At 37.6% G+C, this 23,539-nt stretch carries 20 protein-coding genes; 17 read left to right on the top strand and 3 right to left on the bottom strand.

What is annotated here, in order from left to right:
* The first annotated feature begins 26 nt into the window (after nucleotides 1-26).
* The 14 genes from miaB (at nucleotide 27) to truB (ending at nucleotide 15,649) form a co-directional block, all read left to right on the top strand.
* Nucleotides 27-1,403 (top strand): tRNA (N6-isopentenyl adenosine(37)-C2)-methylthiotransferase MiaB, encoded by a 1,377-nt coding sequence (miaB, locus tag V5N68_RS01130; RefSeq protein ID WP_332065351.1) that lies wholly within the window; start codon nucleotides 27-29, stop codon nucleotides 1,401-1,403.
* Nucleotides 1,404-1,549: 146 nt separating this feature from the next.
* The gene (locus V5N68_RS01125; RefSeq protein ID WP_332065432.1) at nucleotides 1,550-2,662 is read left to right on the top strand and encodes a PhoH family protein; all 1,113 of its coding nucleotides are present in this window, start codon (nucleotides 1,550-1,552) and stop codon (nucleotides 2,660-2,662) included.
* The gene (gene ybeY / locus V5N68_RS01120; RefSeq protein ID WP_332065350.1) at nucleotides 2,659-3,135 is read left to right on the top strand and encodes an rRNA maturation RNase YbeY; all 477 of its coding nucleotides are present in this window, start codon (nucleotides 2,659-2,661) and stop codon (nucleotides 3,133-3,135) included. The genes V5N68_RS01125 and ybeY overlap by 4 nt, the downstream gene beginning before the upstream one ends.
* Nucleotides 3,136-3,235: 100 nt before the next feature.
* The gene (locus tag V5N68_RS01115; RefSeq protein WP_332065349.1) at nucleotides 3,236-4,234 is read left to right on the top strand and encodes a hemolysin family protein; all 999 of its coding nucleotides are present in this window, start codon (nucleotides 3,236-3,238) and stop codon (nucleotides 4,232-4,234) included.
* Nucleotides 4,218-5,852 carry an apolipoprotein N-acyltransferase gene (gene lnt / locus V5N68_RS01110; protein ID WP_332065348.1) on the top strand — a complete coding sequence of 545 codons (1,635 nt, stop codon included), beginning with the start codon at nucleotides 4,218-4,220 and terminating at the stop codon, nucleotides 5,850-5,852. Before V5N68_RS01115 ends, lnt begins: the two co-directional genes overlap by 17 nt.
* A 149-nt stretch (nucleotides 5,853-6,001) precedes the next feature.
* Nucleotides 6,002-6,415, top strand: coding sequence for a helix-turn-helix domain-containing protein (locus V5N68_RS01105; RefSeq protein ID WP_332065347.1), 414 nt, complete (start codon nucleotides 6,002-6,004; stop codon nucleotides 6,413-6,415).
* Between the two features lie 125 nt (nucleotides 6,416-6,540).
* A complete protein-coding gene (gene metK, locus V5N68_RS01100) occupies nucleotides 6,541-7,809 on the top strand; it encodes a methionine adenosyltransferase (RefSeq protein WP_332065346.1) in 1,269 nt (422 codons plus the stop codon).
* Nucleotides 7,809-8,510: a tRNA (guanine(46)-N(7))-methyltransferase TrmB gene (locus tag V5N68_RS01095; RefSeq protein WP_332065431.1), complete on the top strand. Its 702-nt coding sequence runs from the start codon at nucleotides 7,809-7,811 to the stop codon at nucleotides 8,508-8,510. The genes metK and V5N68_RS01095 overlap by 1 nt, the downstream gene beginning before the upstream one ends.
* Before the next feature lie 129 nt (nucleotides 8,511-8,639).
* Nucleotides 8,640-9,290: a ribosome maturation factor RimP gene (gene rimP / locus V5N68_RS01090; protein WP_332065430.1), complete on the top strand. Its 651-nt coding sequence runs from the start codon at nucleotides 8,640-8,642 to the stop codon at nucleotides 9,288-9,290.
* A 47-nt stretch (nucleotides 9,291-9,337) separates the two neighbouring features.
* Nucleotides 9,338-10,960 carry a transcription termination factor NusA gene (nusA, locus tag V5N68_RS01085; RefSeq protein ID WP_332065345.1) on the top strand — a complete coding sequence of 541 codons (1,623 nt, stop codon included), beginning with the start codon at nucleotides 9,338-9,340 and terminating at the stop codon, nucleotides 10,958-10,960.
* Complete coding sequence (locus tag V5N68_RS01080; protein ID WP_332065344.1) at nucleotides 10,961-11,596, top strand: RNA-binding protein; 636 nt, start codon at nucleotides 10,961-10,963, stop codon at nucleotides 11,594-11,596.
* The gene (gene infB / locus V5N68_RS01075; protein ID WP_332065343.1) at nucleotides 11,593-14,133 is read left to right on the top strand and encodes a translation initiation factor IF-2; all 2,541 of its coding nucleotides are present in this window, start codon (nucleotides 11,593-11,595) and stop codon (nucleotides 14,131-14,133) included. The genes V5N68_RS01080 and infB overlap by 4 nt, the downstream gene beginning before the upstream one ends.
* Nucleotides 14,134-14,264: 131 nt before the next feature.
* The gene (rbfA, locus tag V5N68_RS01070; RefSeq protein WP_332065342.1) at nucleotides 14,265-14,675 is read left to right on the top strand and encodes a 30S ribosome-binding factor RbfA; all 411 of its coding nucleotides are present in this window, start codon (nucleotides 14,265-14,267) and stop codon (nucleotides 14,673-14,675) included.
* A gap of 5 nt (nucleotides 14,676-14,680) precedes the next feature.
* On the top strand, nucleotides 14,681-15,649 hold the full coding sequence (truB, locus tag V5N68_RS01065) for a tRNA pseudouridine(55) synthase TruB (protein WP_332065341.1): 969 nt from the start codon (nucleotides 14,681-14,683) through the stop codon (nucleotides 15,647-15,649).
* Nucleotides 15,650-15,762: 113 nt separating this feature from the next.
* On the opposite strand, the gene V5N68_RS01060 is transcribed toward truB, so the two are convergent.
* On the bottom strand, nucleotides 15,763-17,391 hold the full coding sequence (locus tag V5N68_RS01060) for an MFS transporter (RefSeq protein WP_332065340.1): 1,629 nt from the start codon (nucleotides 17,389-17,391) through the stop codon (nucleotides 15,763-15,765).
* A gap of 320 nt (nucleotides 17,392-17,711) precedes the next feature.
* Between V5N68_RS01060 and rpsO the strand changes: the two genes are divergently transcribed.
* The 3 genes from rpsO to V5N68_RS01045 all read left to right on the top strand — a co-directional run bounded on the left by rpsO (nucleotide 17,712) and on the right by V5N68_RS01045 (nucleotide 21,488).
* A complete protein-coding gene (rpsO, locus tag V5N68_RS01055; RefSeq protein WP_332065339.1) occupies nucleotides 17,712-17,981 on the top strand; it encodes a 30S ribosomal protein S15 in 270 nt (89 codons plus the stop codon).
* A gap of 242 nt (nucleotides 17,982-18,223) precedes the next feature.
* Nucleotides 18,224-20,425 carry a polyribonucleotide nucleotidyltransferase gene (gene pnp / locus V5N68_RS01050; protein WP_332065338.1) on the top strand — a complete coding sequence of 734 codons (2,202 nt, stop codon included), beginning with the start codon at nucleotides 18,224-18,226 and terminating at the stop codon, nucleotides 20,423-20,425.
* A 64-nt stretch (nucleotides 20,426-20,489) separates the two neighbouring features.
* A complete protein-coding gene (locus V5N68_RS01045; protein WP_332065337.1) occupies nucleotides 20,490-21,488 on the top strand; it encodes a class I SAM-dependent methyltransferase in 999 nt (332 codons plus the stop codon).
* A gap of 23 nt (nucleotides 21,489-21,511) precedes the next feature.
* On the opposite strand, the gene hslU is transcribed toward V5N68_RS01045, so the two are convergent.
* Both hslU and hslV read right to left on the bottom strand, forming a co-directional pair.
* Nucleotides 21,512-22,822 carry an ATP-dependent protease ATPase subunit HslU gene (gene hslU, locus V5N68_RS01040; protein ID WP_332065336.1) on the bottom strand — a complete coding sequence of 437 codons (1,311 nt, stop codon included), beginning with the start codon at nucleotides 22,820-22,822 and terminating at the stop codon, nucleotides 21,512-21,514.
* Entirely contained in the window at nucleotides 22,823-23,401 is a 579-nt protein-coding gene (gene hslV, locus V5N68_RS01035) for an ATP-dependent protease subunit HslV (protein WP_332065335.1), read from the bottom strand.
* Nucleotides 23,402-23,539: the final 138 nt, after the last annotated feature.

Here is a 23,539-nt window from a genome sequence, read left to right as displayed (position 1 = left end):
GTATAAAAAAAGTTTAGATATGTGCTATGAAACAAATAAATCCTAAAAACTCTCTACCTGCTACTCCTAAAAAAGTTTTTATAAAAACTTATGGATGTCAAATGAATGTTTATGATAGCCAAAGAATGACTGATAGCCTCAGTTCACAAGGATATGTCGCTACGCAAACACCACATGACGCCGATCTTATTCTTGTTAATACCTGTCATATTCGTGAAAAAGCTGCAGAAAAACTTTATTCTGATCTTGGTCGCTTACGGATGTTGCGAAAAGAACGTACGCCTGACAAACCCTTGATGATTGGTGTTACTGGGTGTGTTGCACAAGCCGAGGGGAATGAAATCTTACGCCGTTCTCCAGTAGTGGATATTGTTATTGGTCCACAAATGTATCATCGCTTGCCGCATTTGTTAAAACAAGTCGAACAAGGGAAAAAAGTTGTCGAAACAGATTATGCTGTTGAGGACAAATTTGCTCATTTACCTCCTCATAATAAACGTGCTGTAAGAAAACGGGGTGTTAGTGCATTCTTAACAGTGCAGGAAGGATGTGATAAATTTTGCACTTTCTGTGTTGTTCCTTATACACGAGGCTCAGAAGTCTCTCGACCTGTAGAACAAATTACAGAAGAAGCACAGCGGCTTATTGAAGCTGGTGTCAAAGAAATTACACTTCTTGGACAAAACGTAAATGGCTGGCATGGAACAAATATTAAAGGAGAAACTTGGCGTCTTGGGCACCTTCTTCACCATCTTGCCAAACTTGATGGTCTAAAGCGTCTGCGTTACACAACGAGTCATCCCCGTGATATGGATGATAGCCTTATTGCCGCACACCGAGATATTGATATATTAATGCCTTATTTGCATCTTCCTGTTCAATCAGGTTCAGATCGTATCCTAAAAGCGATGAACCGACAACATAAGAGCATTCATTACCTTCATCTCATTGAAAAAATTCGTACAGCACGGCCTGATATTGCTTTTTCAGGAGATTTTATTGTAGGATTTCCAGGAGAAACAGATGAAGATTTTGAAGAAACCATCACACTTATAAAACAAGTGGAATACAGTTCTGCATATTCTTTTAAGTATTCACCTCGACCTGGAACGGTTGGTGCAACAATGAAAAATCATATTGAGGAAACTGTTAAGGATGCTCGACTGCAGCGCTTGCAAAATTTGCTTTTTGAACAACAACGTGCATTCTTGAATTCTAAAATTGGTCAAACAACCCATGTTCTTATCGAAAAAGCTGGACGTCAATCTGGACAAATGGTAGGCCGCTCGCCTTGGCTTTCACCTGTTGTCATAGATACAGATGCTCCTACAGGAACTATGATGGCAATTCATATAAAAAATGCAGGTACAAATAGCTTTATTGGTGAGACTATTAATGCATAAACTTACTTTTATAGAGCCTTATTTAAAACATAAGCTTTAGATGAATTGCCAAAAAGTGATTATATTTAAAATTTATATTCTATGAAAAATATATTGTTTGTTATAAAGGTTACATTTCATAACACGAGATAGAGATAGAAGAATAGATTAGAGACTGTAAACGAAAAGTGAAATGCGTTAAAGAAATAAATACCCACCCTGAAAATACTGATATCTTAAAAAGAGAAAGTGTATCAGATGCGAGCTGTATCGTTTTTGTTTTTGAGAACAATAAATACGCAAAATCAGTGTTTGGTAAATTTGATGAAAACCTTACTTATATCGAAAAAAAACTCGGACTTCGTATTCATCCACGAGGCAATGAAATTTCAATTTTTGGGGAAATTACTGCCACAAAACGCGCTCAATGTGTATTACAGCAACTTTATGAACTGGCCAAAACACATCAAGAACTTACTTTATCAGATACAGAGGGAGCGATTGCAATGGCAGATTTGCTACAAGAGCCGCAAGAATCTCCAACAATTCAACCTGTTAAAAAACGTATACCAACACGATTGAGTATTTATAAAAAAATAATTCGCGCCCGGAATTTAACGCAAGATGCGTACATACGTGCAATGGAACAAAATGAACTTGTTTTTGGTATAGGACCAGCAGGAACAGGAAAGACATATCTTGCTGTCGCTTATGCTGCAATGCTCCTAGAACGTGGTATCATTGAAAGAATCATCCTCTCACGTCCAGCAGTTGAGGCTGGAGAGCATCTTGGTTTTCTTCCTGGAGACCTCAAAGAAAAAGTCGATCCGTACTTACGACCACTTTATGATGCTATATACGATATGATGCCAATAGAAAAAGTAGAACGCATTTTATCTTCTGGAGTCATGGAAATTGCTCCTCTGGCTTTTATGCGCGGGCGAACACTTTCTCGTGCAGCGGTTATTCTTGACGAAGCACAAAATACTACATCCATGCAGATGAAAATGTTCCTTACACGCCTTGGAGAAGGAACCCGAATGATCGTTACTGGCGATGTGAGTCAGATTGATTTACCTTCAGGAAAAAAATCAGGTTTAATTGAAGCAATACGCATTCTTTCAAACGTAGAAAACATTGGAATTGTCCATTTTAACGAAAAAGATGTTGTACGTCACCCACTTGTTGCCGCTATTGTTCGTGCTTATGATCATGATTTACAAAACAAAAAGTATCATTCTCATACATCTCATAAAAAAAATGCATTTTACTCATCATGATTATTATTGATATTACTGTTAAAGGCTCTGGATGGTATGATAAGAAAACACTTTATGATATCACTGAAAAAGCATTAACAGCTACAATGCATCACCTCTCATTGGAAAATATTGTAAGCGAAATTAGTCTGCTTTTTACGGACGATAAGCATATGACACAAATTAATACAAAATGGCGCAATAAAAATGAATCTACGAATGTTTTATCTTTTCCTGCCTTTCCACTAAAAGCTGGAAGTCCTCCTGGACCGATGCTTGGCGACATAATTATTGCGCGAGAAACTGTTGTGCGTGAAGCGATAAAAGAAGGAAAATCATTTCAGAATCACTTAACGCATATGATTGTTCATGGTGTTCTCCACCTTCTTGGTTACGACCATGAAAAAGACTATGAAGCTATCCAAATGGAAGAGATCGAAAGAGAGATACTTCACAAACTTTCCATAGAAGATCCTTATGCTGAATTGTCTTAAAATGATAAAAATTAGCTTTTTAAATCAATATTACGGTCACTCTAATTAAAAGCAATTTACGCATCTATTATAAAAAGGAAATGTAGAAGATTAAAGAATCATGACAGACAAAGTCGATGTACAAAATAACAATCAAACGTCTCATAATATTGATGAGCGGTCCCCTCAACAAGCAAATTGTACGGGAAAACATTCCTTAATAAATCATTTATTTTCATTCTTACGCGGTCGTCCTTATACATCACTGCGTGATGATCTCACTGTTGCACTTACTGCTGATAGTGAAAAAGACACAGATATTTTCTCACCAGAGGAACGTATCATGCTTCATAATATCTTACGCTTGCGCGAAGCGCGCGTTGATGATGTTATGATTCCACGTTCTGAAATTGAAGCATTAGAAATTAATACTCCTCTTGGAGAAGCGCTTAATTGCTTTGCAAAAATTGGCCATTCTCGTATACCCGTTTATGCTGGAACTTTAGATGACCCACGAGGAATGATTCACATCCGTGATATCCTTAATTATATGACTCACTTCATTACTAAATCTGCTCAGGCTGATCAAATATCTGATTTTCTTCAGTTAGATCACGCCGATTTGCGTACACCAATTGGTGAACTGAATCTAATTAGAACAGTTCTTTTTGTTCCTGGATCTATGATGGCAAATAAATTGCTAACACGTATGCAAACTACACGAACACAAATGGCTTTGGTTATTGATGAGCATGGTGGGACAGATGGTTTAGTCTCTATGGAAGATATTGTTGAGTTAGTTGTTGGTGATATAGAAGATGAACATGATGACGTCAATAATGCTATTGTGAAAGAACCCAACAACACATGGCTTGTTGATGCAAGAACAGAGTTAGAAGATGTTGCAAAAGCTCTTGGTCCTGACTTTATCATAGCAGAATACCGTGATGAAGTTGATACTATCGGTGGTTTGATTGTTTCTATTCTTGACCGTATTCCTGCAAAAGGTGAAGTTGTTGAAGCTATTCCAGGTTATCGTTTCCGTATTTTAGAAGCTGATAAACGTCGAATTAAAAGATTACGCATTTTTCGTCTCTCGAAAAATGAAAGTTCTAGATAAAATGCTGCTCTTAAAGAATAGCCGAATTTTTTTAAACAATTTTACGCTTTTCTTACTTTCTATACCCCGCTGGAAACAGCAAATGTTAGTGTTTTTGTGTGGTGCGTTTACATCTTTCGCACTACCACCTTTTTATTTTACACCTATCTGCTTTTTAACTTTCCCTATATTTATTGTGTTACTTGACACTATAAAGGCTATTCAAACTAATAAAAAACGTCTTTTATTCTACGCATTGAGCTGTGGAAGCTTTGGTTTCGGTTATTTTATTTCTAGCCTTTGGTGGTTGAGCAATGCCTTGTTAGTAGATTCAGTTACTTTCGGTTGGGCCATACCATTTGCTATTCTTGGCCCTCCTATCTACCTTTCTATTTATTGGTTTTTTTCTGGTTTTATTGTCGGTTTATTATGGACAAAAGGAATAGGACGTTTTTTTGTCTTAGCTTTTGCATTGGGACTAGCAGAATGGTTACGCGCTATCTTGTTTACAGGATTTCCATGGAACTCTCTTGGCTATACGGCTATGCCAACCCCAATGCTCATGCAATCAGATGTAATCATTGGGCTTTACGGAATGAATATTTTAGCCGTTTTAATTTACAGCTTGCCTACTGTTTTACTAACGAATGAAAAAAAGAAACTTGCACTTTCTCTCTGCTTATCACTCATATTTTTCCACAGTGTTTTTGGATTTTATCGACTTAATACTGCCCCTAACATAGAGCATTATCAAAAAAGTAGATATTGGGTGCGCATTATCCAGCCTTCTGTCCCACAAGACCAAAAATTGAATAATGCTACATCAGAGGCTATATTAGCAGCTCATATGAATCTGAGTGCAACACCAATCGCTGATCACACGCCAGAACCAGACTTTATCATATGGCCTGAAGCATCATTGCCTTATATTATTAATTATTCTTCCGCTCTTACAACTCATATTGCTTCCCTCCTTAAGCCAAAGCAATGGGCTATTATTGGAGCTGTACGAACCAACAATGATTCTTTCAATTCTCAAACACAATATTTTAATACAATCGCGACTATTAATGCCAAAGGTGATATTTTACATACATCCGATAAACTTCATCTGGTACCTTTTGGTGAATATCTTCCTTATAAAAATTTATTAAATAAAATCGGATTACATATCCTTTCTGATAATATTGGCGGATATAGTGCTGCTAATGTACGGGAAACTGTTATGATGCCAAATGGATTTTCTTATCTTCCACTAATTTGCTATGAAATAATATTCCCCAATGAAATGACTTTTCAGGGCCCTTCTCCTCAAGCAATCATTAATGTTACAAATGATGCGTGGTTTGGCTTAACACCAGGCCCACACCAACATCTCCAACAAGCTCAGCTACGCGCAATTGAATTAGGAATTCCTCTCATACGGGCAGCTAATAATGGAATATCAGCTGTTATTGATTCTTATGGCCGAATTATTGCATATCTCAAGCAAAATGCTGTGGGTGTTATTGATTCACCAATTCCATCACCAATTATCCCCATATGGAGCAATGAATACAGAAGATTCTCTACTTTCATCTTATTCATTCTTATGCTATTGTGCCGCACTTGTTTTGGTTCTACAAAACAGATTCAATGATCGAGTACCCATATAACTACGGTATTATTTATGTGTACCTGTAGGATTGGGAAAAAATATTACAATTACCTGAATTCTATGATAAACTAACCTCGCGTAAGTCTGATGTTAGTTTGGAAGTAAAGCGCTGGAAGTTAAAGAGTTGCATTATGACCGAGACTAAAAAAAAACCCGATCCTATAGATATTTATGTCGGAACTCGTATTCGTTTACGTCGTAATATTTTAGGACTTACTCAGGAAAAGCTGGGAGAAAAACTAGGCATCACTTTCCAACAAATTCAAAAATATGAAAAAGGTACAAATCGTATTGGAGCGAGCCGTCTTCAAGCAATTGCAGAAATTATGGATGTCCCTGTTTCTTATTTTTTTGATAAAAACATGGCAAGCCAACATGTAGACGGCTTTGCTGAAAGCGATAACAATTTTATGGATTTTTGCTCTAGTAATGAAGGTATTCAACTTATGAGAGCCTTCACAAATATATCTGATGCTAAAGTGCGTCGAAAAATTATTGACTTAGCAAAAGCACTTTCTGAAGAAGATATGGCCGATAAGTTATAAACTGTATCCTTTCTCTCTATGATCTCATAAATCAATTATTGACGATTTGTCACAGTACTGGCAAATAAGAGAAATTTTAGTAGACGATTAATAGAGTGCTAATTTTCTTTTTTGAAGGAGTTCCTATGCCGCATCAAGATTATCTTTTTACTAGTGAATCTGTATCGGAAGGACACCCTGATAAAATCTGTGATCGTATTTCCGATGAAATCGTTGATATGATCTATAAAGAAGCACAAAAAACTGGTACTGATTTATGGTTAGTACGAGTTGCTTGTGAAACTTTAGTAAGTGTAAATCGTGTTGTAATCGCTGGTGAAGTGCGTGTTCCTGATACACTCTTAAAAAGAAATAAAAATAAAGAATTTATTTATGATGAAACTGGTTCTCCACTCATTAACCCTACTCGTTTTCGTTCTGTTGCACGCCGAGCTATTCGTGAAATAGGTTATGAACAGGTAGGCTTTCATTGGAAAACTGTTAAAATCGACGTTTTTTTGCGTCCCCAATCAACTGATATTGCACGAGGAGTTGATAACGCTATGGATCGGCATGGTGAAGAAGGGGCTGGTGATCAAGGTATTATGTTCGGATATGCTTGCAGAGAAACACCAGATCTCATGCCTGCCCCCATTTATTACGCGCATAAAATTTTAAAACTTCTTGCCGAAGCGCGCCATAAAAAAGAAGGAGAGACTGGAAAGCTAGGACCAGATGCTAAAAGTCAAATAACAGTACGATATAAAAATGGAAAACCTATTGAAGTAACATCCATAGTTCTTTCAACACAACATTTAGATGAAAATTGGGATTCTAACAAAGTACGCACAGTTGTTGAGCCTTATATTCGTCAAGCTCTGCACGATATTCCCATCTCTGACCAATGCAGTTGGTACATTAACCCAACAGGAAAATTTGTTATTGGTGGCCCTCAAAGCGATGCCGGACTAACGGGACGCAAAATTATCGTTGATACTTATGGAGGTGCAGCTCCTCATGGTGGAGGAGCCTTTTCGGGAAAAGATACAACAAAAGTAGATCGCTCTGCAGCTTATGCTGCACGATATCTAGCTAAAAATATTGTTGCAGCTAATTTAGCAGAACGGTGCACTATTCAACTATCTTATGCAATTGGTGTTGCACAACCCTTATCCATTTATCTTAATCTTCATGGAACAGGTAAAGTCGATGAAAGTATTATCGAATCTGCAATCCGAAAAGTTATGGACCTTTCACCAACAGGAATTAGAAAGCATCTTGGTCTCAACAAGCCTATTTATACAAGAACAGCCGCTTATGGTCATTTCGGACGCAAACCAAAGCGTGATGGTTCATTTTCTTGGGAAAAAACAGATCTCATTAAAACACTTCAAACAATGATTACAACACCATGATGATTGTACATAATACACGTATAAATGAAGCTTTTTTTGGTCGCCGACAAGGAAAGCGGTTACGCCAAACTCAGTGTGCACGTATAAAAACATTTCTTCCAACTCTTAACATTAATTTGAATGTCCCTGCACCTTCAAACTTAACATATTTATTTTCTAATAAAGTCAAAGAAATCCGACTAGAAATTGGCTTTGGTGGAGGCGAACATCTATTCCATGAAATGAAACATTATCCAAATACCGGCTTTATCGGCGTAGAACCCTTTATCAATGGCATGGCGAAAATTTTAATGTCTATTGAACAACATCCAGAGCATAAAAATCATCTTCGCCTGTATGATAATGATGCTGCACACCTGCTCGATTGGCTGCCAAATGCATCACTTGATGGAATAGATATGTTTTATCCCGATCCATGGCCTAAGAAAAAACATTGGAAACGACGATTCATTAATGTAAAAAATCTCAACCGTTTCGCTCGTGTTCTAAAAACAGGTAAAAATTTTCGTTTTGTCAGTGATGTAGACAGTTATATAAACTGGACCCTATATCATTTCACCCACCATCACAGCTTTGAATGGGGAGCAGAAAAACCTCAAGATTGGAAAAATCCTTATCCTTTATGGCCAGGGACACGTTATGAAAAAAAAGCTCTACATAAAGGACAAACACCCGCCTATTTTACTTTTACCAAGAAATAAATGATATTAACACTTTTATAACAAACAACTTGAAAAATTTTAAATTTAGAGATATCAATTAATAAATTCTTGGTCTTATGATGAGGAGTGGGCCGTTTGGACCCGCTCTTTTTTAATGTCATAAAACCAATAAAACCAACTTGCATAAAATGTATGGGTAAAACTGAAAGAATGAACAATATTGATGAGCCCCGTCTATTTGAAGAAAATGGTATAGAAGCACAGGTCGCTACCCTTATTACACCGGTGCTTAAGCCTTTAGGCTTTCGGTTGGTTCGTATTAAACTCCTTGGCTTAAATGGTTTAACGCTTCAGATTATGGCTGAGTGTGCTGATGGTTCTATGACAATAGAAGATTGTGAAATTGTTAGCCGAACTATTTCTCCCCTTCTTGATGTACAAAATATTATTGAACGTAAATATCATTTAGAAATTTCATCTCCTGGTATTGATCGCCCTTTAGTAAGAAAATCTGATTTTTTTCACTGGCAAGGGCATGTTGCAAAAATTGAAACGAACGTAGAAATTGATGGACGTAAGAAGTTTCGTGGGATACTCGCAAATGTTACGCAAGATGGTTTTACTTTAAATACGGACAAAAATGCTCATAAAGATGCTATGTGTATTTCTATTCCTTTTGATAGCATAATTGATGCGCATTTGATTCTTACCGACGAACTTATTCGCGATGCATTGAAAAAAAATAAAGATTTAAATCAACAATTAATTTCTGAAAATAATTATAACATCTCAAAAAAGGCCCTAAATGATAAGAATTAATCACTGGTATCAATGCTCATCCTGTGGCTTAAAAAAGGAGAAAATCAATGGCTATAAGCGCTAACAGGCTTGAAATTCTGCAAATTGCAGATGCTGTTGCACGTGAAAAGTCGATTGACCGTAAAATTGTTATTTCTGCTATGGCCGATGCTATTCAGAAAGCTGCACGTTCTCGTTATGGTCAAGAAACCAATATCCGTGCTGAAATCAATTCCAAAACAGGTGAAATTAAATTACAACGCTTGCTTAAAGTTGTTGATACTGTTGAAGATTATACAACTGAAATCGCTTTATCTGACGCATTAAAACGCCAAGCAGATGCAAAAATCGGTGATCTTTTACCTGACCTTTTACCGCCCATGGATTTTGGACGCATTGCAGCACAATCTGCTAAACAAGTTATTGTACAAAAAGTACGTGATGCAGAACGTGAACAACAATACGAAGAATTTAAAAATAAAATTGGTGAAATTATTTCTGGTACAGTAAAGCGTGTAGAATATGGTAATGTTATCGTTGATTTAGGACGCAGCGAAGCTATCGTACGACGCGATGAATTAATTCCCCGTGAATCTTTCCGCTATGGAGATCGTATTCGTGCCTTTGTCAGTGATGTACATCGTGAATCTCGCGGTCCACAGATTTTTCTTTCACGCACACATCCTCAATTCATGGTAAAACTTTTTACCATGGAAGTCCCAGAAATTTATGATGGTATTATAGAAATTAAATCTGTTTCCCGTGATCCAGGTTCACGCGCAAAAATTGCTGTTGTCTCGCGTGATGGTTCAATTGACCCTGTTGGGGCATGTGTAGGAATGAGAGGAAGTCGTGTTCAAGCTGTTGTTGCAGAATTACAAGGTGAGAAAATTGATATTATTCCCTGGTCACCCGATGCTGCAACATTTATCGTTAATGCACTGCAACCCGCTGAAGTATCCAAAGTTGTCCTTGATGAAGATGCGGAGCGTATCGAAGTCGTCGTCCCTAATGATCAACTCAGTCTAGCTATTGGTCGACGTGGACAAAATGTTCGTTTAGCTTCGCAATTAACGGGATGGAATATCGATATTTTAACGGAACAAGAAGAATCTGAAAACCGTCAAAAAGAGTTTACTGAGCGCAGTAGGCTGTTTATGGAATGTTTAGATGTTGACGAAATGATTGGACAAGTTATAGCATCAGAAGGTTTTTCCTCCATTGAAGAAATTGCCTACATTGATCTTGAAGAAATTTCTTCCATTGATGGTTTTGATCATGAAACCGCTGCAGAAATTCAAAGTCGTGCACGTGAGTATCTAGAACGAAAAGAAAAAGAGCTTGATGAAAAGCGTAAAAAACTCGGCGTTTCTGACGAACTGCAAACACTTCCTGGAATGACAAGTGCTATGTTGGTTGCTGTTGGAGAAGATGGTGTGAAAACAATAGAAGATTTTGCAGGTTATGCAGTCGATGATTTAGCAGGATGGAGAGAACGTAAAGAAGGACAAATACAAAACTTTTCTGGTATACTTACCCCATTTGATATTACACGCGCAGATGCGGAAGCTATGGTTTTAGCCGCTCGTGTACGAGCAGGTTGGATAGATCAAAATGATCTTGTAGAAGAAAATTCTGTAGAATCTGCAGAAAGTGAACAGAAAAATAATTTGGATGTGGATACACTTTAAATGAATGAGCGGACCTGCATTGTGACAAGAAAGAATGCTTCAGCAAAAGTGCTGATCCGTTTTGTTATTGGTCCCAATAATCAAATAGTTCCTGACCTTAAATCCAATTTACCCGGACGTGGTGTGTGGATATCTGCTCATCATTCTGTCATTGAAGAAGCGATTAAACAAAAAGCTTTTAAAAAAAGTTTTAAAACAGATGTTGAAGTTGCATCAAATCTTGCGCATATTGTAGATACACTTTTGCTAAAAGCTGCTCTTGGAAGCCTTTCTATGATGCGAAAAGCGGGTGCTGTTATCACGGGAGCGACAAAAGTTGATGCAGCTATCCGTTCTGGTCAAGTCGCCCTCGTACTTCATGCGAAAGAAGCTACAGAAGATGGAAAACGAAAAATTTCACAAGCCATTTATTCAGTACAACAACAAATGGGTAGAAGTATAAAAACCATATCTTTATTTACAAATGATGAAATGAAAATGGCTTTCGGATCTAATCCTGTAGTACATGCAGCCTTATTAAACACAAAAGCTACAGAAGAGTTTCTTAAAACAATACACAAATTGATAGCCTATCGTGATGAGAAGCCCAGTAAGCCTAGTGAAATGACGACACAAGTCGTGAAGGAAATACAATGAGTGAAAATAATAACGACAAAACAACAGTCAAAAGGACGCTTACTTTAAAACGTTCAGTCCTAGAAACGAGTACGGTCAAGCAAAATTTCAGCCATGGCCGTACAAAGGCTGTAGTCGTCGAAACTAAGCGGCGCAAAATTACACGACCTGATGAAAAAGCTGAAGTATCACAGTCAATTACTAAGCCACATGTGGCTACTCAACGCTCTAAACCGCAATTTGAAGAAGCAATACCAAGTGAGACTGTTTCTCAAAATAATCTCTCCTCAACGGAAATGAAAGCGAGATTTCGTGCATTAGAAGAAGCGAATATTCAAGAAAAAATAATGCGTGAAAAAGCTGAAAAGGCTAAAGAACAAGAACGGCAGGCTAAAGAGCGTGAAGAACGCATGCGAAAAATAGATGAAGAAACAAAAATACATCAAAAAGGTGAAAATCCAACAATACAAACTCCATCTATTTCTTCTGTATTTCCTCAAACAGAACCAGAACCTGTAGTAGATGTCATTATAACCCCCAAAAATACCTCTGCAGTTGAAAAGCGCAAAGATGATGACAACGAAGATGATAACAAACACAACCGGCGTGCTAGCTCTAATAAATCAGAAGTGCGAGCACCTAAAGTTATAAAAGGTGCTGAAGAAAGACGCCGCGGCAAAATCACTCTCAATAGTGCACTAGATGAAGAAGGTAATGCACGTGGACGCTCAATGGCTGCAATGCGCCGCAGACAAGAAAAATTTAAGCGAGCTCAAAACCAAGAGCCAAGGGAAAAAATCTCTCGTGAAGTTATTCTTCCTGAAACTATTACCATTCAAGAACTTGCACAGCGTATGACTGAACGCTCCGTTGATGTAATTAAATTCTTGATGAAACAGGGGCAAATGATGAAGCCTGGCGACATTATTGATGCAGATGTTGCAGAACTTATCGCCGTTGAGTTTGGTCATACTGTCAAACGTGTTTTAGAATCCGACGTAGAAGAAGGTATCTTTAACATAACTGATAATCCTCAAAAAATGCAACAACGCCCACCGGTTGTAACAATTATGGGGCATGTTGATCATGGAAAAACTTCTCTTCTTGATGCTATTCGCAAAGCAAATGTTGCTTCTGGTGAAACAGGGGGGATTACACAACATATTGGTGCTTATCAGGTAGAGAAAAACGGTCAAAAAATTACCTTCATTGATACACCTGGACATGCTGCCTTTACAGCCATGCGCGCTCGAGGAGCTCGTGTTACAGATATTGCCGTCCTGGTTGTTGCTGCTGATGATAGTGTTATGCCGCAAACCATTGAATCAATTAATCATGCCAAAGATGCTGGTGTACCCATTATTGTTGCTATCAATAAAATTGATAAACCAACTGCTGATCCTCAAAAGGTGCGCACAGAACTTTTGCAATATGAAGTATTCGTTGAAAGCATGGGTGGAGAAACTTTAGAAGTAGAGGTTTCTGCCAAAACAGGGCAAAATCTTGATAAACTTCTTGAATCTATCCTTCTTCAAGCTGAAATTCTCGATCTAAAAGCAGATCCAAAACGAACCGCAGAAGGTGTTGTTATTGAAGCCAAATTAGATAGAGGTCGTGGATCTGTTGCGACAGTTCTCGTCCAAAAAGGTACATTGCATCCTTCCGATATTATTGTTGCTGGCAATGAATGGGGTCGTGTACGTGCATTAATAGATGATCATGGCCGTCATGTTAAGGAAGCTGTTCCTTCTACACCAATTGAAATTTTGGGTATGCAAGGGACACCACAAGCTGGTGACCGTTTTGCTGTTGTTGCTCACGAAGCAAAAGCACGAGAAATTTCTGAATATCGTCAACGATTAGCACGAGATAAAGCTGTAGCTCGACAAACTGGTTCTCGAGGTTCTCTTGAACAAATGATGACAAAACTACAAACCACTGGTGTGAAGGAATTTCCTCTTATTATTAAAGGAGATGTACAAGGATCTATTGAAGCAATCGCTTCAGCATTAGAAAAATTAGGAAATGAAGAAGTACGCGCGCGCGTTGTACATTCTGCTGCAGGAGGTATTACTGAAAGTGATATTTCTCTTGCAGAAGCCTCCAACTCTGCTGTAATTGGTTTTAATGTTCGAGCGAATAAACAAGCACGCTCTTCAGCTAAAACACAAGGAATTGAAATTCGATATTATAACATAATTTATGACCTTGTTGATGACATAAAAGCTGCCATGTCAGGATTACTTTCACCAGAGCAGCGTGAAACTTTCCTTGGAAATGCTGAAATTTTAGAAGTCTTTAATATTACAAAAATTGGAAAAGTTGCTGGATGTCGCGTTACGGAAGGTAAAATAGAAAGAGGAGCGGGTGTGCGCCTTATCCGTGATAGCATTGTCATTCATGAAGGAAAACTTAAAACACTCAAGCGCTTTAAAGATGAAGTCAATGAAGTACAAAGTGGGCAAGAATGTGGAATGGCATTCGAAAATTATGAAGATATGCGCACAGGAGATATCATTGAAACCTTCCGCGTCGAGCATATTAACCGCACATTATAAAAAATAATCTGATAGCTTTTTCTTTTCATACCACTGTAAAAAGCTATCAGATTTTTATGCAATATCTCTATTCTTTCTTATACTTTTAAATAATCAAAGAAAGGAGAATTGTATTAAAGGTAAAAACTTCAATGAAAAATATAAATCCATCACAACGCCAACTAAGAGTAGGAGAACAAGTACGTCACACAATAGCTCATGCGCTACAACGAGGTATTTTACTTCACGATACATTAAAGGATGTTGTGATTTCTGTCTCTGAAGTACGTATGTCTCCAGATTTAAAAATTGCTACTTGTTTCATTTCCACACTCAATACTCCTAATAATAACACCTCTAATGTTGATGTCATTAATATCTTAAATAAACATAGTCGTTTTATCCGTAAAGAAATAAGTCATTCCTTGCGACAAATGAAATATATGCCCGAGCTGCGTTTTAAACTTGATAATAGTTTTGACAATTTCTCAAAAATTGATGCCCTGCTCCGTTCGCCTGAAGTAGCACGTGACCTACACTACAAAAACAAAAATGGGGATTAAAAAGCATGGCAAGGCAACGCACAAAAAAAGGCCGTTTTATTTCTGGTTGGATAATATTAGATAAACCAAAAGGGATAAGATCTACAGAAGCAGTCTCAAAAATAAAACAGCTTTTTAATGCACAAAAAGCAGGACATGCTGGTACACTTGATCCTCTTGCCTCTGGTCTCCTACCAATCGCATTGGGTGAAGCAACGAAAACCGTTCCTTATGTTATGAGAGGAAGTAAAACTTATCGTTTTCATATAACTTGGGGAGAAGAGCGTTTAACAGATGACCTAGAAGGAAAAGTAATTAAAACATCTTCTAAACGTCCAACACAAGAAAAAATACTTGCTCTTCTTCCTAAATATACAGGTATTATCTTACAAACACCTCCACAATTTTCAGCAATTAAAATTGCTGGCAACCGATCTTATGATTTAGCTCGTGAAGGTGAATTTGTTGAAATTTCTCCGCGCCAAGTAGAAATAGAAACTTTTAAATTAATCGAAACCAACACAAAAGAGTATAGTATCTTTGAAATAACATGTGGGAAAGGAACTTATGTACGCTCTTTAGCGCGCGATATGGGACGTGATCTTGGCTGTTATGGATACATTTCTGACTTAAGACGTACCATGGTAGCTCCTTTTAGTGAAGATGATCTCATTACATGGGATGAACTTAAAGCAGCAGAACTGGGTAAAAATACAACGCCAGATACAAATGACGTTACTGTCCCTCCAAAAGACTTCACAATGCTTGATAAATTATTAGTTGAAACCAGCGCTGCACTGAATTGCCTTTCTAATTATACTCTTAATAAAATGCAAGCCCAGAGAGTAATGATGGGGAATCCCGTTTTTCTATATGATTGCAATACACCCATTAATGAAGATGAAGTTCGTGTAACTTATGAAGGTCAACTTCTTGCCATAGGCGTTCTCGATAAAAGTCAGTTCAAACCAAAGCGAATTTTTACAATTGTTTAAAATAACAAGCATCTATCCACGATAAGTTTTACGAAAGAACATTTTCTTATACTGTATCAATGATGTAATAAAGCTATCTTCCTTCACTGATTTTTACACTCTACTGTCTCTCGCTAAAGTAAATGATTAGTAGACGGTTTTAAATGCATTTCATCGACTTGTGGTATTGTTTGTCTTTCAATCATACGATGCACTCTTATACCATTAGGGTTACAATTTAAGCGATGCAGATGTTTATTCACTTCTGCATCTGCTTTTGTACGACGATGATTATGGCGTAGATAATCTACCCATGTTGGCATATGATAAGCTTCTGTCCAACATTCAGGCCTTTCAAGATTACGTAAAAGAACCCATTGACGAGCACCATCACGTAAACGAATATGGCGACGACGTGTCATTACCTTTAAAAAATCTTCAAGATCATTTTCATGAATTTGATAATCGATCATAATCATAATAGGACCGCTTCGTGCTTTCAAATCAAGCAACAACTCTGGTTCTCTAAAGTGATCAAGCGGATCAAGATCTATTTGGGGAATCTCTTGAATTTTAAACTTTATCCCTACAAGAGCTCCAAAAATCAAAAATAAAGCACAAGCACTTAAAGCAACCGATGGAGAATAACCATCTGCTAATGCTCCCCAAATTGCACTTCCAATAGCCATACCGCCAAAAGATGCAGTCTGATATAGTGCTAAAGTACGCGCAACAACCCAACGCGGTGTCGAAAGCTGTACAGATGTATTAAATAGTGATAATGCCAAAACCCAGCACAAGCCTGCAGGAAATAAGACAATATGACTTACAATTAATGAGCGACTAAAAGCTAAAAAAAAGCAAGAAAAAGCAGAACCTATAAATGCACTTATAATGATCCTTTCTGAACTAAAATAATGCCGTACACGTGAGTTAATAACACCAGCTACAATTGCTCCTAAACCAAAACAACCAAGCAATGTACCATACAGAAGAGCACTTCCCTTAAAAATGTTATGTGCAACAATTGGTAATAGTGCTAAAATCGAAATTGCACCAACACCAAAAAGAAACGCTCTAACCATAATACGAAGAAGATTAGGAGACATCATAACATAACGCAAACCATCTGCGACAGCTCCTAAAAACCTTTCCCGTGGCAATGTATTATTTTTATAATTTGGTTTCCAAAAAAACAATGCGCAAATTAAAAGAATATAACTTACCGCGTTGAACAAAAAAGCTGCTGTAGCACCTAAAGTGGCAATGATAAAACCACCGATAGCAGGACCTATACTACGCATTGAATTAAAGCCAACACTATTTAAGCTAACGGCAGCAGGAATATTTTCTCTGCTTACAATATCCCCCATGGTTGCTTGCCACGAAGGATTATAAAAAGCGTTTCCGCATCCAATCAAAAACGTAAAGCACAACAAAAGCCAAGGTGTTATAAATCCTATATAGGATAAAATAACCAAACTCAGTGATAAAATCATTAACATAATCTGCGAACACAACATAATTTTACGCCGATTAAAATTGTCAGCTAATGCTCCTGCCATTAGAGAAAACATAAAAAGCGGTAATACTGTGGCACTTTGAACGAGTCCAACCATAGAATGCGAAGAGCTAATCAATTCCATCAGCCATCCTGCCCCTACAGTCTGTATAAGTCCCCCTAAATTAGAAACGAGAGTAGCTGACCATAAATTACGAAATGTCGAATTACTAAAAAGTTTTAATGTTGAAATGCTCTGCACTTTTTGCCTCCAAATCGGCATCCTATCACTTTTATTATCATGAACATGCTATCAAAACAGTCATTTTTGTATTAAAAGTATCCATATTCTTTTAAAATTTCTCATATAATATTCTTAAAATCAACATTTCAAAACAAAACCATTTATTAAAGAATACTTGCAAAATACCTGAAAGGACTAGCATCTTCTCCTTTTTTCTTATATAAATGTCAGTGCAAGTTAAGAGTCTTTGACTTTTCTTGTTCCCGTGTAAACCCTTGCTGAACGACATCTCGGCTAGGAGTGTTTTTTATTTATTTATTTTTTGAAAGGATAATACGATGTCGATTACAGCTGAACGTAAACAAGCCATTATCGCGGAGTATGCTAATAAAGTCGGTGACACAGGGTCGCCAGAAGTGCAAGTTGCTGTACTTTCTGAACGTATTTCTAATTTAACTAACCATTTTAAATCGCACAAAAATGATAATCATTCTCGTCGTGGTCTTTTAAAAATGGTGTCTCAGCGTCGTCGCCTTCTTGATTACCTTAAAGACATTGACCAAAATCGCTATCAAATACTTATCGGGAAGTTAGGTTTACGTCGCTAAATAAAACGGGGGGGATGACATTTTTATAAAAATCCACCTATTTATTCCGGCTTGCTGTTTTTAGTTAAAAACTTTAAAAACTATTGAATAATCGTCATGGGACAAGATCGCTGGGTACTTGCATTTTGAGTGCGATTTATTCCTCTCTTTTTTAAAAGACAAGAGTGTCTTGTTGTCCTGCCCATGGTTTTAAATATGCTACACAAAAATGGAATGTGAGCACTGGCCATTAAGGATAAAAAATGTTCAAAACGCACAAGATAGAAATTGAATGGGCCGGTCGGCCACTCATCCTTGAAACAGGAAAGATAGCGCGTCAAGCTGATGGTGCAGTAGTTGCTACTTACGGTGAGACCGTTGTCTTAGCCACCGTCGTATCGGCAAAAAATCCCAAACCAGATCAAGATTTTTTTCCACTCACTGTTAATTATCAAGAAAAATCCTATGCTGTTGGTAGAATTCCCGGTGGCTATTTCAAACGTGAAAGTCGACCAACTGAAAGCGAAACTTTAATTTCACGCTTAATAGATCGTCCGATTCGCCCTCTTTTCGCCGATGGATACAAAAATGATACGCAAATTATCATTTCTGTTATACAACATGATCTTGAAAATAATCCTGATATTCTTGCAATGATTGCATCTTCTGCTGCACTGACTCTCTCAGGTGTTCCTTTTATGGGTCCTATTGCTGGTGCTCGTGTCGGCTACTGTAACGGACAATACATTCTGAATCCTAATATCGATGAAATGCCTGAATCAAAGCTTGATCTTGTCGTTGCTGGAACAGAAAGTGCGGTATTGATGGTTGAATCAGAAGCGCAAGAATTATCTGAAGAAGTTATGTTAGGTGCCGTTATGTTTGGGCACCAAAGTTTTCAACCTGTTATTGATGCCATCATAAAACTTGCAGAGGTTGCAGCAAAGGATCCGCGCGATTTTGTTCCTGAAGACCTATCTAACCTTGAAAAGGCTATGTTAGAAATAGCTGAAGAGGACATACGAAAAGCGTACACAATCACTGATAAACAAGAGCGCTATGCTGCAATTGATGCCATAAAAACAGAAGTTATCAATAAATTTATGCCAGAACCCGAAGAGGACTGTAAATTTACTGCGGATCAGATTGCAACCGTCTTTAAACAGTTACAAGCAAAAATTGTTCGTTGGAATATTCTTGACACAGGAAAGCGTATTGATGGACGCGATCTTTCAACAGTGCGTTCAATCCAATCAGAGGTTGGTATTTTACCACGAACACATGGATCAGCACTTTTTACTCGTGGTGAAACACAAGCAATTGTTATTGCAACGTTAGGAACTGGTGAAGATGAGCAATATATCGATTCTTTAACAGGTATGTATAGAGAAACTTTTATGCTCCATTACAATTTCCCACCATTTTCAGTAGGTGAAACAGGACGGATCGGTTCTCCTGGCCGTCGCGAAATTGGGCATGGAAAATTAGCCTGGCGTGCTATCCATCCTATGATGCCAACGAAAGAGTCTTTTCCTTATACTATTCGTGCTGTTTCAGAAATCACCGAGTCAAATGGGTCTTCATCAATGGCAACTGTTTGTGGAACTTCACTTGCATTAATGGATGCTGGTGTTCCTTTAACACGGCCGGTTGCAGGTATTGCTATGGGTTTAATTAAAGAAGGTGAGCGATTTGCTATTTTATCCGATATTTTAGGTGATGAAGATCACTTAGGTGACATGGACTTTAAAGTAGCGGGGACTGAGAATGGTATAACTGCTTTGCAAATGGATATAAAGATTGATGGCATTACAGAAAACATTATGAAAATTGCCCTTGAACAAGCCAAAGGAGGTCGAATTCATATTCTCAATGAAATGTCCAAAGCTTTAACCAGTGCACGTGATGAACTTAGTGAATTTTCTCCACGTATAGAAATTATGAATATTTCTGTTGATAAAATACGAGATGTTATTGGCTCTGGCGGAAAAGTAATTCGAGAAATTGTAGAGCAAACTGGTGCTAAAATTAATATTGAAGATAATGGAACTATTAAAATAGCTTCCACTGATGTTAAAACCATCAAAGCAGCAAAACAATGGATACACTCGATTGTTGATGAACCTGAAGTTGGTACAATTTACCAAGGAACTGTCGTAAAAACAGCAGATTTTGGTGCATTTGTAAACTTCTTTGGCTCACGTGATGGACTTGTTCATATTTCCCAACTTGCATCAGAACGCGTTGCAAAAACAACTGATGTCGTTAAAGAAGGTGATAAGGTTTGGGTTAAATTAATGGATTTTGATGAACGTGGTAAAATACGATTGTCAATGAAAATGGTCAACCAACAGACTGGTGAGGAAATTACTGATAACGATGCCATAAAAGCAGACAAAGAAAATAATTCGGATGAAAAAAATAAATCTGAAAATAAACGCCGTCGTAAGAAAAAAGAAGAGTGAGCTTTCTTGTCGTGAAATAAAATACTATCTTAAAATCGGGGTGGTGTTTATTTGAAAGGCCTGTATGTGTTTATTATTTTTACCTTTTGAAAACCATGACATCCCGATTCCTAATCAAAATCAATGTTGGTTGAGTATTGGTTTAACGAGTATTCCGGCTTCAAAGTGGATAAAAAATTTAAAAACTATAACACCTTGGCGGCCAGATTTTCTAAAGTTTACCCATGCAAAATTTTACTGTTCTCCTCAAATAGATAAGACTATTTGCTATGATGGTGCATTTTTGCACTTAAGCAAATATCGTGGGTTTAATCAAAATTGCTTTCTTGATTTACTAGAATGCGTTAAACCTGGTGGTTGGATTATTATCGGTGGAAATAAAACCGTTGGTGCTTCTTCAATGATGAAATGGGTCAAAACAATTATCCCTATCACCGGTAAACTCTCAAAAAATCATGGCTTAGTATTCTGGCTTCAAGTTCCACAACAAATACCAACGAACACTACACATTTACGCTCACCACCAATTTACTTTGAAAATAAATTTCGAACCACTTCTGGTATGTTTTCACACGGTCGTATTGATCCAGGATCTGCTGCACTTGCTGCATCTATGTTCAAAACTATCTCCGGAAAAACTGCTGATTTTGGTGCTGGTTGGGGCTTTCTTTCTCACGCTGCCCTTGAAAGAAGTGAAAAAATAACCACCCTAGATCTCTATGAAGCTGACTATATTGCTTTAGAAGCAGCTAAGTATCATCTAAAACACATGGCAACCTCTCTGCCGATTAATTTTTATTGGCATGATCTTGTACATGAACCCATCACAAATATGTATGATACAATTATCTCAAATCCGCCTTTTCATACACAACGCACTACAGACGTTTCATTGGGCCAACATTTCATTATAAATGCCGCAAAGCACCTAAAGACAGGCGGCAGTTTTCTTCTTGTTGCTAACCGCCACCTACCTTATGAAAAATTATTAAAAAATATTTTTTATACAGTATCGATACATGAAGATACTCCTGGATTCAAAATTATTGAAGCACGCCGATAAATAAAAATAAGCAATGCCTCTTTCTAAAGAATGAAGCGCGAAAGATCGACATCAGCAGCAAGATCACCTATGGATTGTCTAACATACGCAGCATCAACTTTAAATGAAGTTCCAGCTTTATCAGGTGCTGTAAAAGAAATTTCATCCAAAACACGTTCCATCACCGTTTGCAAACGACGCGCTCCTATATTTTCAATTCTTGCATTCAAATCAACCGCAATATCTGCTAAAGCATCAATTGCATCATCAGTAATTTCTAAATGAACTTCTTCTGTTGCCATTAAAGCAATATATTGCTTGATCAGACTGGCTTCAGGTTCAGTTAAAATACGTTTTAAATCTTCCCTTGTTAGTGCATTTAGTTCTACGCGAATAGGCAAACGTCCTTGAAGCTCTGGTAATAAATCAGATGGTTTAGAAACGTGAAAAGCACCTGAAGCAATAAAAAGGATGTGATCTGTTTTGATTTGGCCATATTTTGTAGCAATTGTTGTCCCTTCAACCAAAGGCAAAAGATCTCGTTGAACTCCTTCACGTGAAACCGCAGCACCTGAACCACCATCTCGAGTCGCGATTTTGTCAATCTCATCAATGAAAACAATCCCATCATTTTCAGCAACACGCAATGCCTCTTGAATAATTTGATCTTGATCAAGAAGTTTTTCAGATTCATCATCAATGAGCGGCTTAAAAGCATCCTTTACTGTTGTTTTGCGAATCTTTGTACGATTCCCCATTTTACAAAAAATATCTGATAAATTCATAATTCCCATTTGTGCACCAGGCATACCAGGAATATCAAAAGTTGAAGCGCTATTGTTACTATTATCAGCCACCTCAATTTCAATCTCTTTATCATCCAATTCACCTTCACGCAATTTTTTGCGAAAATTATCACGGGTGGCAGGACTTGCTGTCTTACCGACAAGTGTATCTAAAACGCGTTCTTCAGCACTAACATGAGCCTTTGCTTTTACCTCTTCCCGTTTTTTTTCACGTACAAGAGAAATTGCAATTTCAACAAGGTCACGAATAATTTGCTCAACATCACGCCCTACATAACCAACTTCAGTAAATTTAGTAGCTTCCACTTTAACGAAAGGTGCTCCAGCGAGTTTTGCTAATCGACGAGCTATACCCGTTTTGCCAACACCTGTTGGCCCTATCATCAAAATATTTTTTGGCATAACCTCTTCACGCATAGGAGCATCAAGTTGCTGTCTACGCCACCGATTACGCAATGCAATAGCGACAGAACGTTTAGCATCATTTTGACCAATAATAAAACGATCAAGTTCAGAAACAGTTTCACGAGGGGAAAATACAACACACATTCAAATAGCTTTCTCTAAAGAAGATAACTCTGCATCCAATGTTTCAATCGTTAAATGATCATTGGTGTAAACACAAATTTTAGCGGCAATATCCATAGCTTTATGGGCAATAACTTCTGCATCCAAATCCATATCCATAAGTACCCGTGCAGCTGAAAGGGCGAAATTACCTCCAGAGCCAATTGCCATAACCCCATCTTCTGGTTCTAATACATCGCCAAGACCCGTTAAAGCCAAAGTTACTTTCTTATCAGCTACAAGCATCATTGCCTCAAGACGACGCAAATAGCGATCAGTCCTCCAGTCTTTTGCAAGTTCTACACACGCACGCATAAGCTGATCAGGATATTGCTCAAGCCTTGTTTCTAACCTTTCTAGAAGTGTAAAAGCGTCTGCTGTCGCGCCCGCAAAGCCAGCAATAACTCCACCCTTTCCAAGACGACGCACTTTACGTGCATTGCCTTTCATAATCGTCTGTCCAAGTGAAACTTGGCCATCACCAGCCATCACTACCTTATTGCCCTTTCGTACAGTAATAATAGTCGTACCATACATTATGTTAGGCTTATGTTCTGCCATAAGAAAACTCCTTAATATTGATTTCTCTTTATCAAACATAAAATCCAATCATCATTGTCTTTATTTAAGGACATATACAACAAAACACAACGATTAAGCATAACTCAATTTATGGAAATAAAAAAAATGATATCATTG

It is taken from the genome of Bartonella eidoli (assembly GCF_036576145.1).
GTDB lineage: Bacteria > Pseudomonadota > Alphaproteobacteria > Rhizobiales > Rhizobiaceae > Bartonella.
The sequence above is the reverse complement of the archived record's forward strand: the minus strand, read 5'-3'. Positions and strand labels throughout refer to the sequence as shown.

What these genes read in the sequence shown, in the direction of transcription:
- lnt (WP_332065348.1), top strand. Translation starts at nt 4,218, where the DNA reads ATGAAAGTTCTAGATAAAATGCTGCTCTTAAAGAATAGCCGAATTTTT.
- infB (WP_332065343.1), top strand. Translation starts at nt 11,593, where the DNA reads ATGAGTGAAAATAATAACGACAAAACAACAGTCAAAAGGACGCTTACT.
- nusA (WP_332065345.1), top strand. Translation starts at nt 9,338, where the DNA reads ATGGCTATAAGCGCTAACAGGCTTGAAATTCTGCAAATTGCAGATGCT.
- hslV (WP_332065335.1), bottom strand. Translation starts at nt 23,401, where the DNA reads ATGGCAGAACATAAGCCTAACATAATGTATGGTACGACTATTATTACT.
- rbfA (WP_332065342.1), top strand. Translation starts at nt 14,265, where the DNA reads ATGAAAAATATAAATCCATCACAACGCCAACTAAGAGTAGGAGAACAA.
- V5N68_RS01115 (WP_332065349.1), top strand. Translation starts at nt 3,236, where the DNA reads ATGACAGACAAAGTCGATGTACAAAATAACAATCAAACGTCTCATAAT.
- V5N68_RS01080 (WP_332065344.1), top strand. Translation starts at nt 10,961, where the DNA reads ATGAATGAGCGGACCTGCATTGTGACAAGAAAGAATGCTTCAGCAAAA.
- miaB (WP_332065351.1), top strand. Translation starts at nt 27, where the DNA reads ATGAAACAAATAAATCCTAAAAACTCTCTACCTGCTACTCCTAAAAAA.
- hslU (WP_332065336.1), bottom strand. Translation starts at nt 22,822, where the DNA reads ATGTGTGTTGTATTTTCCCCTCGTGAAACTGTTTCTGAACTTGATCGT.
- ybeY (WP_332065350.1), top strand. Translation starts at nt 2,659, where the DNA reads ATGATTATTATTGATATTACTGTTAAAGGCTCTGGATGGTATGATAAG.
- V5N68_RS01105 (WP_332065347.1), top strand. Translation starts at nt 6,002, where the DNA reads ATGACCGAGACTAAAAAAAAACCCGATCCTATAGATATTTATGTCGGA.
- rpsO (WP_332065339.1), top strand. Translation starts at nt 17,712, where the DNA reads ATGTCGATTACAGCTGAACGTAAACAAGCCATTATCGCGGAGTATGCT.
- truB (WP_332065341.1), top strand. Translation starts at nt 14,681, where the DNA reads ATGGCAAGGCAACGCACAAAAAAAGGCCGTTTTATTTCTGGTTGGATA.
- V5N68_RS01045 (WP_332065337.1), top strand. Translation starts at nt 20,490, where the DNA reads ATGTGTTTATTATTTTTACCTTTTGAAAACCATGACATCCCGATTCCT.
- metK (WP_332065346.1), top strand. Translation starts at nt 6,541, where the DNA reads ATGCCGCATCAAGATTATCTTTTTACTAGTGAATCTGTATCGGAAGGA.
- pnp (WP_332065338.1), top strand. Translation starts at nt 18,224, where the DNA reads ATGTTCAAAACGCACAAGATAGAAATTGAATGGGCCGGTCGGCCACTC.
- V5N68_RS01095 (WP_332065431.1), top strand. Translation starts at nt 7,809, where the DNA reads ATGATTGTACATAATACACGTATAAATGAAGCTTTTTTTGGTCGCCGA.